The organism is Mycetocola sp. Y719 (assembly GCF_056713205.1).
Map to the genome: position 1 here is coordinate 170,246 of NZ_JBWYGY010000004.1, position 13,429 is coordinate 183,674.

15 protein-coding genes are annotated in these 13,429 nt (G+C 67.4%); 3 read left to right on the forward strand and 12 right to left on the reverse strand.

Going from position 1 to position 13,429, the window contains the following annotated elements:
* Nucleotides 1–14: 14 nt before the first annotated feature.
* Genes AC1M0F_RS15295 through AC1M0F_RS15325 form a run of 7 tightly spaced genes read right to left on the reverse strand, consistent with a single transcriptional unit; the run spans nt 15 to nt 7,038 of the window.
* Nucleotides 15–1,163, reverse strand: a complete 1,149-nt coding sequence (locus AC1M0F_RS15295; RefSeq protein ID WP_480239123.1) for an ABC transporter substrate-binding protein — start codon at nt 1,161–1,163, stop codon at nt 15–17.
* Between the two features lie 58 nt (nt 1,164–1,221).
* Complete coding sequence (locus tag AC1M0F_RS15300; protein ID WP_480239124.1) at nt 1,222–1,992, reverse strand: ABC transporter permease; 771 nt, start codon at nt 1,990–1,992, stop codon at nt 1,222–1,224.
* The gene (locus tag AC1M0F_RS15305) at nt 1,989–2,828 is read right to left on the reverse strand and encodes an ABC transporter ATP-binding protein (protein WP_480239125.1); all 840 of its coding nucleotides are present in this window, start codon (nt 2,826–2,828) and stop codon (nt 1,989–1,991) included. The genes AC1M0F_RS15300 and AC1M0F_RS15305 overlap by 4 nt, the downstream gene beginning before the upstream one ends.
* A complete protein-coding gene (locus AC1M0F_RS15310; RefSeq protein ID WP_480239126.1) occupies nt 2,825–3,706 on the reverse strand; it encodes an ABC transporter permease in 882 nt (293 codons plus the stop codon). Before AC1M0F_RS15310 ends, AC1M0F_RS15305 begins: the two co-directional genes overlap by 4 nt.
* Entirely contained in the window at nt 3,703–4,719 is a 1,017-nt protein-coding gene (locus AC1M0F_RS15315) for a TIGR03842 family LLM class F420-dependent oxidoreductase (protein WP_480239127.1), read from the reverse strand. Before AC1M0F_RS15315 ends, AC1M0F_RS15310 begins: the two co-directional genes overlap by 4 nt.
* 8 nt (nt 4,720–4,727) lie before the next feature.
* Entirely contained in the window at nt 4,728–6,161 is a 1,434-nt protein-coding gene (gene hydA / locus AC1M0F_RS15320) for a dihydropyrimidinase (RefSeq protein ID WP_480239128.1), read from the reverse strand.
* Between the two features lie 28 nt (nt 6,162–6,189).
* A complete protein-coding gene (locus AC1M0F_RS15325) occupies nt 6,190–7,038 on the reverse strand; it encodes a nitrilase-related carbon-nitrogen hydrolase (protein ID WP_480239129.1) in 849 nt (282 codons plus the stop codon).
* 198 nt (nt 7,039–7,236) lie between these two features.
* On the opposite strand from AC1M0F_RS15325, the gene AC1M0F_RS15330 reads away from it, so the two are divergent.
* A complete protein-coding gene (locus tag AC1M0F_RS15330; RefSeq protein ID WP_480239130.1) occupies nt 7,237–8,610 on the forward strand; it encodes an aminotransferase-like domain-containing protein in 1,374 nt (457 codons plus the stop codon).
* On the opposite strand, the gene AC1M0F_RS15335 is transcribed toward AC1M0F_RS15330, so the two are convergent.
* Genes AC1M0F_RS15335 through AC1M0F_RS15350 form a run of 4 tightly spaced genes read right to left on the reverse strand, consistent with a single transcriptional unit; the run spans nt 8,580 to nt 11,259 of the window.
* Nucleotides 8,580–9,059 carry a MogA/MoaB family molybdenum cofactor biosynthesis protein gene (locus AC1M0F_RS15335; protein ID WP_480239131.1) on the reverse strand — a complete coding sequence of 160 codons (480 nt, stop codon included), beginning with the start codon at nt 9,057–9,059 and terminating at the stop codon, nt 8,580–8,582. The two genes, AC1M0F_RS15330 and AC1M0F_RS15335, sit on opposite strands and share 31 nt — an antisense overlap.
* Nucleotides 9,056–9,484, reverse strand: a complete 429-nt coding sequence (moaC, locus tag AC1M0F_RS15340; protein ID WP_480239161.1) for a cyclic pyranopterin monophosphate synthase MoaC — start codon at nt 9,482–9,484, stop codon at nt 9,056–9,058. Before moaC ends, AC1M0F_RS15335 begins: the two co-directional genes overlap by 4 nt.
* A gap of 40 nt (nt 9,485–9,524) precedes the next feature.
* Nucleotides 9,525–10,778: a molybdopterin molybdotransferase MoeA gene (locus AC1M0F_RS15345; protein WP_480239132.1), complete on the reverse strand. Its 1,254-nt coding sequence runs from the start codon at nt 10,776–10,778 to the stop codon at nt 9,525–9,527.
* Nucleotides 10,779–10,830: 52 nt separating this feature from the next.
* The gene (locus AC1M0F_RS15350; RefSeq protein ID WP_480239133.1) at nt 10,831–11,259 is read right to left on the reverse strand and encodes a hypothetical protein; all 429 of its coding nucleotides are present in this window, start codon (nt 11,257–11,259) and stop codon (nt 10,831–10,833) included.
* A 146-nt stretch (nt 11,260–11,405) separates the two neighbouring features.
* On the opposite strand from AC1M0F_RS15350, the gene AC1M0F_RS15355 reads away from it, so the two are divergent.
* Nucleotides 11,406–12,146: an enoyl-CoA hydratase/isomerase family protein gene (locus AC1M0F_RS15355; RefSeq protein WP_480239162.1), complete on the forward strand. Its 741-nt coding sequence runs from the start codon at nt 11,406–11,408 to the stop codon at nt 12,144–12,146.
* A 44-nt stretch (nt 12,147–12,190) separates the two neighbouring features.
* Nucleotides 12,191–13,003, forward strand: coding sequence for a 3-hydroxyacyl-CoA dehydrogenase family protein (locus tag AC1M0F_RS15360; protein WP_480239163.1), 813 nt, complete (start codon nt 12,191–12,193; stop codon nt 13,001–13,003).
* On the opposite strand, the gene AC1M0F_RS15365 is transcribed toward AC1M0F_RS15360, so the two are convergent.
* Entirely contained in the window at nt 13,000–13,386 is a 387-nt protein-coding gene (locus AC1M0F_RS15365) for a hotdog fold thioesterase (RefSeq protein ID WP_480239134.1), read from the reverse strand. The genes AC1M0F_RS15360 and AC1M0F_RS15365 overlap by 4 nt on opposite strands.
* Between the last annotated feature and the right edge of the window lie 43 nt (nt 13,387–13,429).

The window sequence follows — 13,429 nt, forward strand, 5'->3', positions numbered from 1 at the left end:
CCCCGGCGGTGGTGCTAGTTGCCGCCCTCGTTGAGGGTGACCTCGATCGGCTCGAAGTCGTCTCCTGAGGTGTCGACGCCCTCTTCCTCCAGCTCATCGAGCGCCTGCTGGACGTACTCGTTGGAGTACGCCGTCTCTGGCGGATCGGTGGTGATGATGGTCGCGCCGGTCTCGTTCTCGGTTCCGAGGGCGATCTCGACGGTCTGGTCCCACGCTGCCTCGTCGATCAGGCCGACCCCGTTCGTCGAGGGCCAGATCAGCTTGTTGACCTCGTTGGTCATCCAGAGCTGGTGGCTCTCGCCGAGGGTGGAGCCGGAAGCTGTGACGATTCCGGCGGCTTCCTCAGGGTTGTCCTTCGCGTAGGCCCAGCCCTTGATCGATGCCTTGATGAACTTCACCGTCGTGTCGGCGTAGTCCTCATCGTCGAGCCGTTCGGTATCGGCCCAGATGGCGTCCTGGAGCATCGCCGTTCCGACATCGTTCCAGTTGATGACGTTGAGGTCGTCGGGCTGGTACAGCTCTCCGGTGTCAGGGTTGACGGTCTCCAGGACCTGCGCGTACTCGTTGTACGTCATGGCCTGGGCCGCGTCGATGTCGCCGGCGAGGAATCCGTTCATGTCGAATGCCTGCTGGACGAGGCTGATGTCGTCGAGGCCGACACCCTCCTCCTGCATCCCGGCGAAGAGCTCCCACTCGTTGCCGTAGCCCCAGCTGCCCACGTTCTTGCCTGCGAGGTCGGCAGGCGAGGTGATCCCCTTGTCCTTGAACGAGATCTGCGTCGTGGCCGAGCGCTCGAAGATCTGGGCGACATTGGTGATGTTCGCCCCCTGTTCGATCGAGCCGAGCACCTTGGGCACCCAGGAGATGGCGTAGTCGGCGTCTCCTGCCGCGAGGACATCCTGCGGCACGATGTCCGCGCCACCCTCGAGGATTTCGACGTCGAGGCCTTCGTCCTCGTAGAAGCCCTGGTCGACCGCCGCGTAGTACCCGGCGAACTGGGCCTGTGCGAACCACTGGAGTTGAAGTTTGACCGGGGTGAGTTCGCCCGAGTCCGCGTCACCGTCGCCGGTGGTCGCTCCCCCGCCCGAACAACCGGTCAGAACGAGTGCGCTTGCCGCGGCGATCGCGCCGATCCCGATGGCAAGCCGTTTGCTGTGTTTCATTCTTCCTCCTTCTAGCTTCTCTGGTGCTGTGGTGGTGCTTCGACCGCTGTGCGGACGTTCAGGGGGTCGCCCGGTGCCGCGAGACGAATTTCTCGAGGCCGAGGGTGATCGAGTAGAAGACGAGACCGACGAGGATCGACCCGAGCACGTAGGCCCAGGCGAGCGAGTAGTTGCTCGACGACGCCGCAGACGTGATCGATTTACCGAGGCCGCCGACCGGTCCGCCGAAGTACTCGGCGATGAGGGCGGAGATCACGGCGAGGCTCGACGCGATCCGCAGTCCGGTGAAGATGAACGGCAGGGCGCTCGGAATGGTCACGTTCTTCGCGGTCTGCATTCCGGATGCCGCGTAGACGTGCATGAGCTCCCTGTGCACCGGCCGGACCTGGCGGAAGCCGCGCAGCGAGTTGATGTACACCGGGATGAACACGGCGATGGCGGCGACGATCTGTCGTGCGGTCTCCGCTCCCGCCCCGTACATCGTGTACAGCACAGGGGCGAGGGCGACGATCGGGATGACGGCGAGCGCTGCGACGATCGGGGCGCTGAGCTCGTCGAGCACCGGCCACAATGCCGTCAGTGTTGCGAAGATCACGGCGGCGAGCGACCCGAGCACGAGACCGACCAGGGCGTTCCAGCCGGTCACGGCACTGGCCGTCCAGACGTTGTCGATGTTGCCGAAGAACTGGTCGGCGATCGCGACGGGGCCTGGCAGCACGAACGGCTTGATCGCGAGGGCGACGACGGCGAGCTGCCACAGCAAGACGACGGCGAGTCCGAGCAGGAGCGGTGCGACCACCGTCCTCGCGGAGGTGAACTGGAGCTTCATCGGCTGTCCACCCCCCGAGCCTTCCCGGCATCCGGAGTCCCGTGGAGGCTCTCGCGCACCGCGCTGACACCGTCGAAGAAGGCGGCATCCTCGCGGATGTGCTCGCTGCGGTCGTCAGGCCCACCGAGGCGGATCGGCAGCACCGAGCGGATGCGTCCCGGCCGGGGTGACATCACGACCACCCGGTCGGAAAGGAACACGGCCTCGGGGATCGAGTGGGTGACGAAGACGACGGCGGCGCGGGTCTCGGCGCAGATCCGGATGAGTTCGTTCTGCATCCGCTCCCTGGTCATCTCGTCGAGGGCGCCGAACGGTTCATCCATGAGGAGCAGGTTGGGGCTTTCGGCGAGCGCCCGGGCGATGGCCACACGCTGTTGCATGCCGCCGGAGAGCTGGTCGGGGTAGCTGTCGCCGAAATCGCCGAGGCCGACGAGGTCGAGCAGTTCAGTCGATCGTGCGGCCCGAGCCGATGCGCCCACCTTGTGGAGTTCGAGCGGCAACTCGATGTTCGCCCGCACCGTTCGCCAGGGCAGGAGCCCGGCCTGCTGGAACGCGATGCCGTACTCCTGGTCGATCCGCGCCTGCCGCGCCGTCTTCCCGAAGACCTCGATCGTGCCCGCAGTGGGCTGGTCCAGGTCGGCGATGAGCCGCAGCAGGGTCGACTTGCCGCACCCGGACGGGCCGATCAGCGAGACGAACTCCCCCGGCGCGACCGTGAGGTCCACAGACTCGAGCGCGGTCACCGCCGGCTTCTTCTTCATCGAGAAGACCCGGCTGACTCCGGTCACGTTCACTGCGTGGGCTTCGGTCACGGGGAGGGAGTCCTTCCGGGTCATGCGGGAACCTCGGCGCGCCGGAAGCGACGGAGGGTGAGGCCGATCAGGGAGATCAGGCCTGCGGCCAGGAGGCCGACGAAGACGGCACCGAAGATCGGGGCCCAGGGTTTGCCCGGGTCTCCGCCTGCTGCCGCGGCGAACTCGACGATCATCCGGCCGATGCCCCCGCGGAGCCCGATCGAGACCTCGGCGACGACAGTGCCGATGACGGCGCTGGCCGCCGCGAGCCGGAGGGCGGGGAGCAGGTAGGGCACGCTGGCAGGGAGACGCAGCCGGATGAGCGTCTTCCACCAGCCGGCCGCGTAGCTGTGCAGCAGTTCGACGTGGTTGGTGTCCGGGGACTCCAGCCCGCGGAGCGCCCCGATGGAGATCGGGAAGAAGGCGAGATAGGAGGCGATCAGGGCGACGGACATCCAGTTCTCCCAGGAGAACTCGCCGATCTCGATCGCGGACCCCCACCTGCGGACCAGCGGGGCGATCGCGATGAGGGGAACGGTCTGGCTGAGGATGATCCAGGGCAGGATGGCCTGCTCGGCCGTGCGCAGGCGCTGCATCAGCAGGGCAAGGAGCATCCCGACCACGACGGCCACCAGCCAGCCGACCCCTGCGACGCCGAGGGTGAACGCAGAGGCCTGGAGCACGGCCAGCCACATCGGCGGAGACCCCTCAGCGCTCGTGACCGGTTCGAACAGGCGCTCGAACATGACCCAGACATGCGGCATGGCCAGGTCGCTCGTGCGAGGAAGCACGGTGACGCCGTTGATGACGACGCCCTCAGCTGGTCCGATGAACTTGTACAGTTCCCAGACCCCGGCGAGGAGCGCGACGCCGAGCAGCCCGAAGCCGAAGCGCCGCCACCAGCTCGTGCCTGTCGTCATGCCGTTGCCACGATCTTTTCCTTCAGCGCCGGGATGACGGTCTCGCCGTAGACCCGCAGCGTCTCTTCCTTGTTGTCGTGCTGGAGGTAACCGGCGAACTGGTCCACCCCGAGCGCCTTGAGCGCCTCGAGTTTCTCGATGTGCTGTTCGGCGGTGCCGAGGAGGCAGAACCGGTCGACGATGTCGTCGGGGACGAACGTGGTGTGGGTGTTCCCCGCCCTGCCGTGCTCGTTGTAGTCGTACGACTCGCGCCCCTTGATGTAGTCGGTGAGCGCCTGCGGCACGGCGCCGCCTGTTCCGTATTTGGCGACGATGTCGGCGACGTGGTTGCCGACCATCCCGCCGAACCAGCGGCACTGGTCGCGCATGTGCTCCCAGTCGTCACCGATGTACATGGGTGCTGCGACGCAGAACTTGATCGACATCGGGTCGCGACCGGCCTTCTCGGCGGCATCCCTGACGGTCTTGATCATCCACTCGGCGATGTCGAGGTCTGCCAGCTGCAGGATGAACCCGTCGCCGACCTCGCCGGTGAGCTTGAGCGCGAGCGGGCCGTATGCGGCCACCCAGACGTCGAGCGTCGATCCGACGCTCCACGGGAACTGCACGGTGGCGCCGTGGTATTCGACGGGGCGGGAGTTGGCCAGTTCACGGATGACGTGGATCGACTCCCGAAGCGTCTTGAGGGTTGTCGGCGCGCCGTTCGTGGCGCGCACGGCCGAGTCTCCTCGGCCGATCCCGCAGATCGTCCTGTTGCCGTACATCTCGTTGAGCGTCGCGTAAGTGGATGCCGTCACCGTCCAGTCACGCGTGGCCGGGTTGGTGACCATCGGGCCGACGGTGATCCGCTTCGTCTCGGCGAGGATCTGGCTGTAGATGACGTACGGCTCCTGCCAGAGCAGGTGCGAATCGAAGGTCCAGACATGGCTGAACCCGTACTGTTCGGCGAGCTTCGCGAGGTGGACGGTCCGTGAGGCGGGCGGGTTGGTCTGAAGTACTGCTCCGAAGTCCATGGATGCCCTTAGATCAGGTACTGGCTGAGGCCGCGTTTGACGTACTTGCCGTCGCCCGCGGTTCCCAGGTACTGGTTGTCGTCGATGATGACCTTGCCGCGGGAGAGCACCGTGTCGACGTGCCCGTCGATCTCGAAACCCTCGTACGCCGAATAGTCCATGTTCATGTGGTGGGTCTTGCCGACGCCGATGGAGGTGTGGCCGTTGGGGTCGTAGATGACGACGTCGCCGTCGGCTCCGGGCTGGAGCACTCCCTTCTTGCCGTACATGCCGAACATGCGGGCAGGAGTGGTCGACGTGACCTCGACCCAGCGCTCGAGCGAGATCTTCTTGTCGACGACGCCCTGGTAGAGCAGGTCCATCCGATGTTCGACGCCGCCGATCCCGTTGGGAATCTTCGAGAAGTCGCCGAGGCCCATGTCCTTCTGCCCTTTCATGCAGAACGGGCAGTGGTCGGTGGAGACCATCTGGATGTCGTTGGTGCGCAGGCTCTGCCACATGTGGTGCTGGTGACCTTCCGCCTTCGACCGCAGCGGCGTCGAGCACACCCACTTGGCGCCTTCGAATTCGCCCCACTCGTCACTCGATGCGCCGAGGTTGTCCTCGAGGGAGAGGTAGAGGTACTGCGGACAGGTCTCACCGAAGACGTTCTGTCCGTTGTCACGCGCTGCGGCGATCTGTTCGACGGCCTGCTTGGCGCTGACGTGGACGACGTAGAGCGGAGCGCCGGTGAGGTTCGCCAGCATGATCGCGCGATGGGTGGCCTCTTCCTCCGCCTGCCACGGGCGGGTGATCCCGTGGTAGTACGGCGAGCTGTTCCCCGCGGCGAGGGACTGCTGCACGAGCAGGTCGATCACGCTGCCGTTCTCAGCGTGCATCATGATCATCGAGCCGTTGTCGGATGCCCGTTGCATGGCCTTCACGATCTGGCCGTCGTCCGAGAGGAAGACGCCCTTGTACGCCATGAAGAGCTTGAAGCTGGAGACGCCCTCCCGCACGAGCTCGTCCATCGCCGTCAGCGAGGAGTCCTGCACGTCGCTGAGGATCTGGTGGAACCCGTAGTCGATCGCGCAGTTGTCCCGTGCCTTCTCGTGCCACAGGTGGTACTGGTCGAGCACGTTCTCACCCGCGTACTGGACGACGAAGTCGACGATGCTCGTCGTGCCGCCGTGAGCGGCGGCACGCGTGCCGGTTTCGAAGGTGTCGCTCGCCTTCGTGCCGCCGAACGGCATCTCCATGTGGGTGTGAGCGTCGATGCCTCCTGGAATGACGTACTTGCCTGCGGCGTCGATCACGGTGTCGACATTGTTCTCGATGTCGAACCCGAGCAGGTGTGAGCCGGGGGCGAGCACGGCGGCGATCGTCTCGCCGTCGATGAGGACGTCCGCAGGCGCCGATCCCGTCGAGTTCACGACGGTGCCGTTCTTGATGAGGGTCTTCATTGTTCCTCCTCCTGTCTCAGCTGGTCGGTCAGGGTTTCGGGATCGAGGTGTAAGAGTCCGGGCGACGGTCGCGGTAGAACTGCCAGTCGTCTCGCACCTGGCGGATCATGTCCATGTCGAGGTCGCGGATGACGACCTCTTCCGAGTCCCCGCTCCCGTACCCGCCGATGACGTTGCCCTGGGGGTCGACGAACTGGCTGTTTCCGTAGAAGGTGACGGCGAGTTCGCCGTATTCGTTGTCCTCACGGCCGACGCGGTTGGCCGCGGCGACGAAGTACCCGTTCGCGCCGGCTGCTGCCGGCTGTTCGATCTCCCACAGCCGGTTCGACAGACCCGGCTTCGTGGCGTTCGGGTTGAAGACGATCTGGGCCCCGTTGAGGCCGAGCTCGCGCCAACCCTCAGGGAAGTGACGGTCGTAGCAGATGTAGACGCCGATCGGTCCGACAGCGGTCTGGAACACCGGGTAGCCGAGGTTTCCCGGGCGGAAGTAGAACTTCTCCCAGAACCGGTCGAGGTGGGGGATGTGGTGCTTGCGGTACTTCCCGAGGATCGACCCGTCGGCATCGACGACGACGGCAGTGTTGTAGTACACGCCAGGCATGTCCTCTTCGTAGATGGGGAGGACCATCACCATGTTCAGTTCCGCTGCCAGCTTCGCGAAACGCTGAACGATCGGGCCATCGGCCGGTTCGGCGTACGCATAGTACTTCTTGTCTTCGGTGATGCCGAAGTACGGGCCGTAGAACAGTTCCTGGAAGCAGATGACCCGGGCGCCGTCTGCAGCGGCGTCACGAGCGAACTGCTCGTGTTTCGCGATCATGGATTCTTTGTCGCCGGTCCAGGTGGTCTGGGTGATTGCGGCGCGAACTACCGTCATATCTAGCCTCCGTATCGTCATTGAGCGGTGGGCGCTGTACGCCTTGTTCTGTCCCATGGCCGGGGTCCGAAAACCTCAGCCGGGGAACTCTGTTGCTGTTCCGCTCATTTGTTATTATTCGAGTTGAACATTTCTCCATTGTTTCCCTCTGTGACGCATTCGTAAATACCCAATTCGCAGGTGGCGGGAAAGAAGAGCATGAATCCGGCATACAGCGAGCTCATCGACGACAAGTCGCCCCGCGGGATCGCTGCGGCCATCGCCAGGCTCATCACGGCCGGCGTGCTCGCACCAGGCGACCGGCTGCCGACCGTTCGTGAGCTCGGTGCCGAACTCGGTGTCAGCCCTGCGACGGTGAGCCAGGCCTGGCAGGCGATGGGCAGCGTCGGCCTCATCGTCTCGCGCGGGCGCAGCGGCAGCTTCGTCCGGTCGGCGCCCGTGCCCTGGCTGACCCCCCGGGTCCAGCGCATGGCCGGCCACCTCGGAGAGGCACGGCTGGACCTCTCGCGGGGAACCCCCGATCCCCTGCTGCTCCCCGACCTCGCCCTCGCGCTCACCAGGGTCTCCGAGCACGCCGAGACCTTCAGCTACCAGGAGGTGCCGGTGATCCCCGACCTCCTCGATCACCTCCGCTCCAGCTGGCCATACCCCGCCGATGCCATCACCGTCGTCGACGGCGCGCTCGACGGCCTCTCCCGCTCCCTCGAGCAGGTGATCAGGTTCGGCGACCGCGTGATCGTCGAGGACCCGTCCTTCCCGCCGTTCTTCGACCTGCTCGACCAGCTCGGCGCCGTACGGGTCCCCGTCGCCGTCGACACCGACGGCCTCGACCCTGCCGCACTGCGGCGGGCTCTCGCGCTCGGTCCGGCTGCGCTGCTCCTCCAGCCGCGTGCGCAGAACCCGACAGGCGTCTCGATGACCGCCGAACGCGCTGAAGAACTCGCCGGAATCATCGCGGCAAGCAGGCAGGCATCCGCCATGATCGTGATCGAGGACGACCACTCCGCTGGAATCAGCGCGTCCCCTGAGGTCAGTCTCGGCCGTTGGCTGCCTGAGCGGGTGCTGCACATCCGCAGCTACTCGAAGTCCCACGGCCCCGACCTGCGGATCGCCGCGCTCGGCGGCCCTGAGGCCCTGATCAACCAGGTCGTCGCCAGGCGGATGCTCGGCCCGGGCTGGACCAGCCGCATGGTGCAGACGATCCTGTTCGAACTCCTCACCAGCTCAGCGGCCGTCAGCACGGTCGCTGCGGCGCGCAGCGTCTACCATTCCCGGCAGAAGCTCTTCGCGGACGCGAGGCTCGTCACCGGCTTCGACTCCCCCCAGACCGACGGCCTCAACACCTGGATCGAGGTCGACGACGAACGCCAGGCCCTCGTGCACCTGGCTGCGTCAGGCATCCGCGTCACGGGCGGGACACCGTATCTGTCCGCGCAGGACGGCCGGCAGTTCGTCCGGGTGACGGTCGGGATGCTGCGCGACGACTTCACCGAGGTCGCCGAGGCCCTCGCCGCGGTCGCGCCGGCCGGGAGCCGCCTGGCTCAGCCGTCGTGGTTACCGCCGGCGAGCTGATCGAGCACGTGCTCGACGACCTCGCCGAGAAGCTGAAGTCCGTCAGCCACACCGCCGGTCGAGCCGGGAAGGTTCACCACGAACGATCTCTCCGCGATCCCGGCCAGGCCGCGACTCATCAGGGCGAATGGGGTGCTCAGGGAACCCCGCCGACGGAGTTCCTCCTGGAACCCGGGCAGGCTGGCCGTGAGGAGCCGCGCCGTCGCATCCGCGGTGCCGTCGCTTTCTCCGACGCCGGTGCCGCCGGTCGTGACGATCAGGTCGGCGCCGGACGCGACCGCCTCAGTGAGCGCTGTGGCGACATCCGGGCCATCGGCCACGACGACAGCGGCAGCCGTGTCGAAGTCGTGGGCGATCAGCCAGTCGACGATGACAGGGCCGGTCCTGTCCTCGTACTCGCCAGCGGCCGCCCTGGTCGACGCGACGATGACCACGGCGCGACGGGTCACGGACGGGTCCAGTCGCCCGATGCCCCGCCCTGTTTTTCGAGCACGCGGATGTCGGTGATCACCGCCGACTTGTCGACGGCTTTGATCATGTCGTAGAGGGTGAGGGCAGCGACGGATGCCGCGGTGAGCGCCTCCATCTCGACGCCGGTCGGTGCCGTCGTCGCGACCTCGGCGACCACCGTCAGCCGGTCGGCCGTTCCGGTGATGTCGACGGTGATCGAGGTCAGCGGGAGCGGGTGACACAGCGGGATGAGCGTCGAGGTCTGCTTCGCTGCCAGAATCCCGGCGATGCGTGCGGTGCCGACCGCTTCACCCTTCGGCAGGTCGCCGGTCAGCACGGCGGCGACGACCTCCTCCCTCGTGATCACGATCGCCTGGGCGACGGCGCGCCGCTTCGTCACGGGCTTGTCGCCGACGTCGACCATGTGCGCCGATCCGTCCTGCCGCAGGTGGGTGAGTTCGGGGTCAGTCACTGATTCTCCAGACGTCGACGGGGTCGCCGGCCTCGAGGTGCGTGACCCCGACCGGCAGATGGACAAGCAGCGTGCTCGACGCGTAGCCGTGCAGCAGATGAGAGCTCGCCCCTCCGACCAGGGCGACCCGCCCGTCCGCGTCGAAAACGCCACGGCGCAGCTGATGTTTGCCTGCCGGCGAGTCGACCGCCGAGGCGAGCGGGGCTGTGAATCGCTCCCGATCCTGCGGCAGGGAGTGGAGGCTACGGAGCACAGGGCGCAGGAACGTCTCGAACGACACGAGCGCGCTCACCGGGTTCCCGGGGAACGCCACGACGGGTCTCGACACGCGGACACCGTGAGCATCGGACATCGTGACGACGCCGAGCCCCTGCGGGCCGCCCGGCTGCATCGCCACGCTGACGAAGTCGATTCCTCCCCCATCGAAGACGTCACGAACGACCTCCCTGGTGCCCATGCTCACCCCGCCGGTGGTGAGGATGAGGTCGGCCTGGCCGATGTGCTCGGCGAGGAGCGCGCGGAGCGACCCGGCGTCGTCAGGGGCGGTGAACGCGGCAACGCACTCTGCCCCCGCACCGTTCAGCGCCGCGGTCATCGAGGCCCCGTTCGTGTCGTGGATCTGGCCTGCTCCGAGCGGCACGCCTGGCGGGCGAAGCTCATCCCCCGTCGACACCACGAGCACCCGTACCCGCGAGAACACCCGGATCTCCGACAGGCCTGACGCGAAGATCACACCCCACTGGGCCGGGCCGAGACGGGCTCCGGCCTGAAGGAGCACCTCGCCGGCCCTGCGGTCGCTTCCGCGCGGGCGGACGAAGGCCCCGGCGACGACCGCGCGGCTGAAGCCGACGACGTGACCACCCGTTTCGTCCTGGAAGGCGTCGGGGATCGCCTCCTCGATCGGGACGACGGCATCCGCCCCGGCCGGCATCGGGGCACCCGTCATGATCGGCGCCGCCCATCCCGGTTCGAGCGCGGCGGGAGCGTGCCCTGCGACGATGCGGGCGGCGACACGGAGCGGTTCCCCTGCCAGTATCTCGTCTGCCCTGACGGCGTAGCCGTCCATCTGCGAGTTGTCGAACGGCGGAAGGTCGACCTGTGAGCGGACCTCGACCGCGAGGACGCGATCGGGACCTGCGCGCACGATGTCTGCAGGCGACGGGAAGCTCAGCGTCTCGGCCGGGCGGGAACCGAGCGGCGCGAGGAGCGCGCGAACGGCATCCTGATGCTCTTCAACCGTCCGCATCCGCCCATCATCCCCTGAGTGGCCGCCATGTGCCAGTTCGATCGCGGCCTGGTCAGGACATCGCGGGGATGGTGACCGTCTTGGAGTCGACGTTGACGGTGAGGTCCTCGGTCGGGTCGAGTTCGTCCTCCGTCTTGAAGACCGTGGTGTGCGGGCTGAAATCGGCGGTGCACGCCTTGTCGTCAGGGATCTTCTCGACGGTGACGGTGACCGTGTTCTCACCGGTGACCGAGTACCCGGTCGCCCGCGGCGGGCAGGTGGATGAGCCGGAGAGCGTCACGGCGAACGTCGACCCGTCGTCGAGCCAGGCCCCACCGGCTCCGTTGTCGTCGAGTTCGACCTCGCCGTCCGCGACGTCTGGCATTCCTGTGAAGTCTTCGACGGGGGCGGTCGGTGATGCTGCGCACCCTGAGAGGACAGCGGCGAACAGTGCTGCAGCGGCCAGTGCCTGCGCGGCCCGGCGATGAACCGATGCGATCATGCGGCCAGTGTATGCCGGGCTTCCTCGGGCGGGCCAGCAGTCGGGCTCACGATCACCTTGTTTGTGTGAGTGCGCGTATGACAGACTTACTGTCCGAACGGTCGGTTATTCCGGTCGACGGCACCGACGAAGAAGTCTGGGGAGCAATGACAGAGCCCACGCTGCGGATCACCCGCACCGAGACCGCCGTCGAGGTTCTGCTCACCCGTCCATCAGCCAGGAACGCCATCAACCAGGCGATGATCGACGAGCTTCACACCGTCTGCGATGAGCTCGAACGGGAGCCGCAGGTCCTCATCCTCAGTGGAGCTGGCGGGGTCTTCGCCTCCGGCGCCGACATCGCCGAGCTGCTCGTCAGGCGCGCCGCCGACGCCCTCGCCGGCATCAACACCGGACTGTTCCAGCGGATCGCCGACCTGCCGATGCCGGTGATCGCCGCCATCGACGGCTACGCACTCGGAGGCGGCGCCGAACTCGCCTACGCCGCCGACTTCCGGATCGCCTCCCCCTCCCTCCGCATCGGCAACCCGGAGCCCTCCCTCGGCATCATCGCTGCCGCAGGAGCGAGCTGGCGCCTGCGTGACCTCGTCGGCGAACCCCTCGCGAAGGAGATCCTCCTCGCCGGCCGCATCCTCACCGCCGACGAGGCTCTCGCCGCGCACCTCGTGACCGAACTCCACCCGGCTGATCGACTGCTGGACGCGGCGAGGGCCCTCGCCGGCCGGATCCTCCAGGGCGACCCGGCCGCCATCCGTGCGACGAAACGGGTCTTCGCTGCCGCGCGCAGCGAGCATCCGCGGGTCGACCTCGACGAGCAGGCCGTCCTTTTCGAGTCGCGGGAGAAGACCGCACGGATGACGGCGTTCCTGGAGAGGAAGCGATCGTGAGCGGGGACCTTCCCGACGCGGTCGGCGTGCTCGGCGGCGGGAGGATGGGAGCGGGAATCGCGCACGCCTTCCTGCTCGGCGGCGCGCACGTGGTGGTGGTCGAGCGCGACGAGGCCGAGGCGGATGCCGCGGCGGACCGCATCGGTGCCGCCGTCGCCGCGAGCGTGAAACGCGGCTCGACGACCGAGCACGCGGATGCCGTGCTCGGTCGGCTTCGCACCGCAGTGGCCGTCGCCGAGTTCGGGGACTGCGAGCTCGTGATCGAGGCGGTTCCCGAGGATCGCGCGCTCAAGACGGATGCCCTGCGCGCCGTCGAGGACGTCATCCGCGACGGCGCAGCCCTCGCCAGCAACACCTCCTCCATCTCGATCGACGCCCTCGCCGGTTCACTCCGTCGTCCTGAGTCGTTCCTCGGCCTCCACTTCTTCAACCCGGTTCCGGCATCCGCGCTCGTCGAGGTCGTTCTCGGGCGCTCGACGGCATCCGGTCTCGCCGAACAGGCCGCCGGCTGGGTGACGGCGCTCGGCAAGACGCCGATCACGGTCCGGGACGCACCGGGATTCGCCTCGTCACGGCTCGGCGTCGCGATCGCGCTCGAGGCCATCAGGATGCTCGAAGACGGGGTCGCGTCCGCCGCAGACATCGACGCGGCCATGGTGCTCGGCTACCGGTTCCCCGTCGGCCCGCTCCGGCTCACCGACCAGGTCGGCCTCGACGTGCGGCTCGGCATCGCCGAGTACCTGCACGCCGAACTCGGCGAGCGCTTCGCTCCCCCTCAGCTGCTGCGCGACAAGGTCGCCGCCGGCGATCTGGGGCGCAAGTCCGGCAGGGGCTTCTTCGACTGGGACGGTGCCTAGGGGATGTCTCGGAGCAGGTTGGTGATGCGCGCCGTGCAGAGCCTGCGGCCCTCGTCGTCTGTGATCACGATCTCGTGGCAGGCCAGGGTCCGGCCGAGCTGCACGGCGGTCGCCACCCCGGTGACGATGCCGCTCGTCGCCGCACGGTGGTGTGTCGCGTTGATGTCGACGCCGACGGCGGTGCGGCCGGGGCCGGCGTGGATGACGGCCGCCCACGACCCGAGCGCTTCGGCGAAGGCGACGGATGCTCCGCCGTGGAGCAATCCGAACGACTGGCGGTTGCCCTCGACAGGCATGGTGGCGACGACCCGCTCCGCAGATTGCTCGACGATCGTCACGCCCATCTTGACGTCCAGCTCCCCGAGCACGATCTCCCACGCCATGCACCCACTGTACCCAGACCACCGCGAGTTGCTGACTATCCGG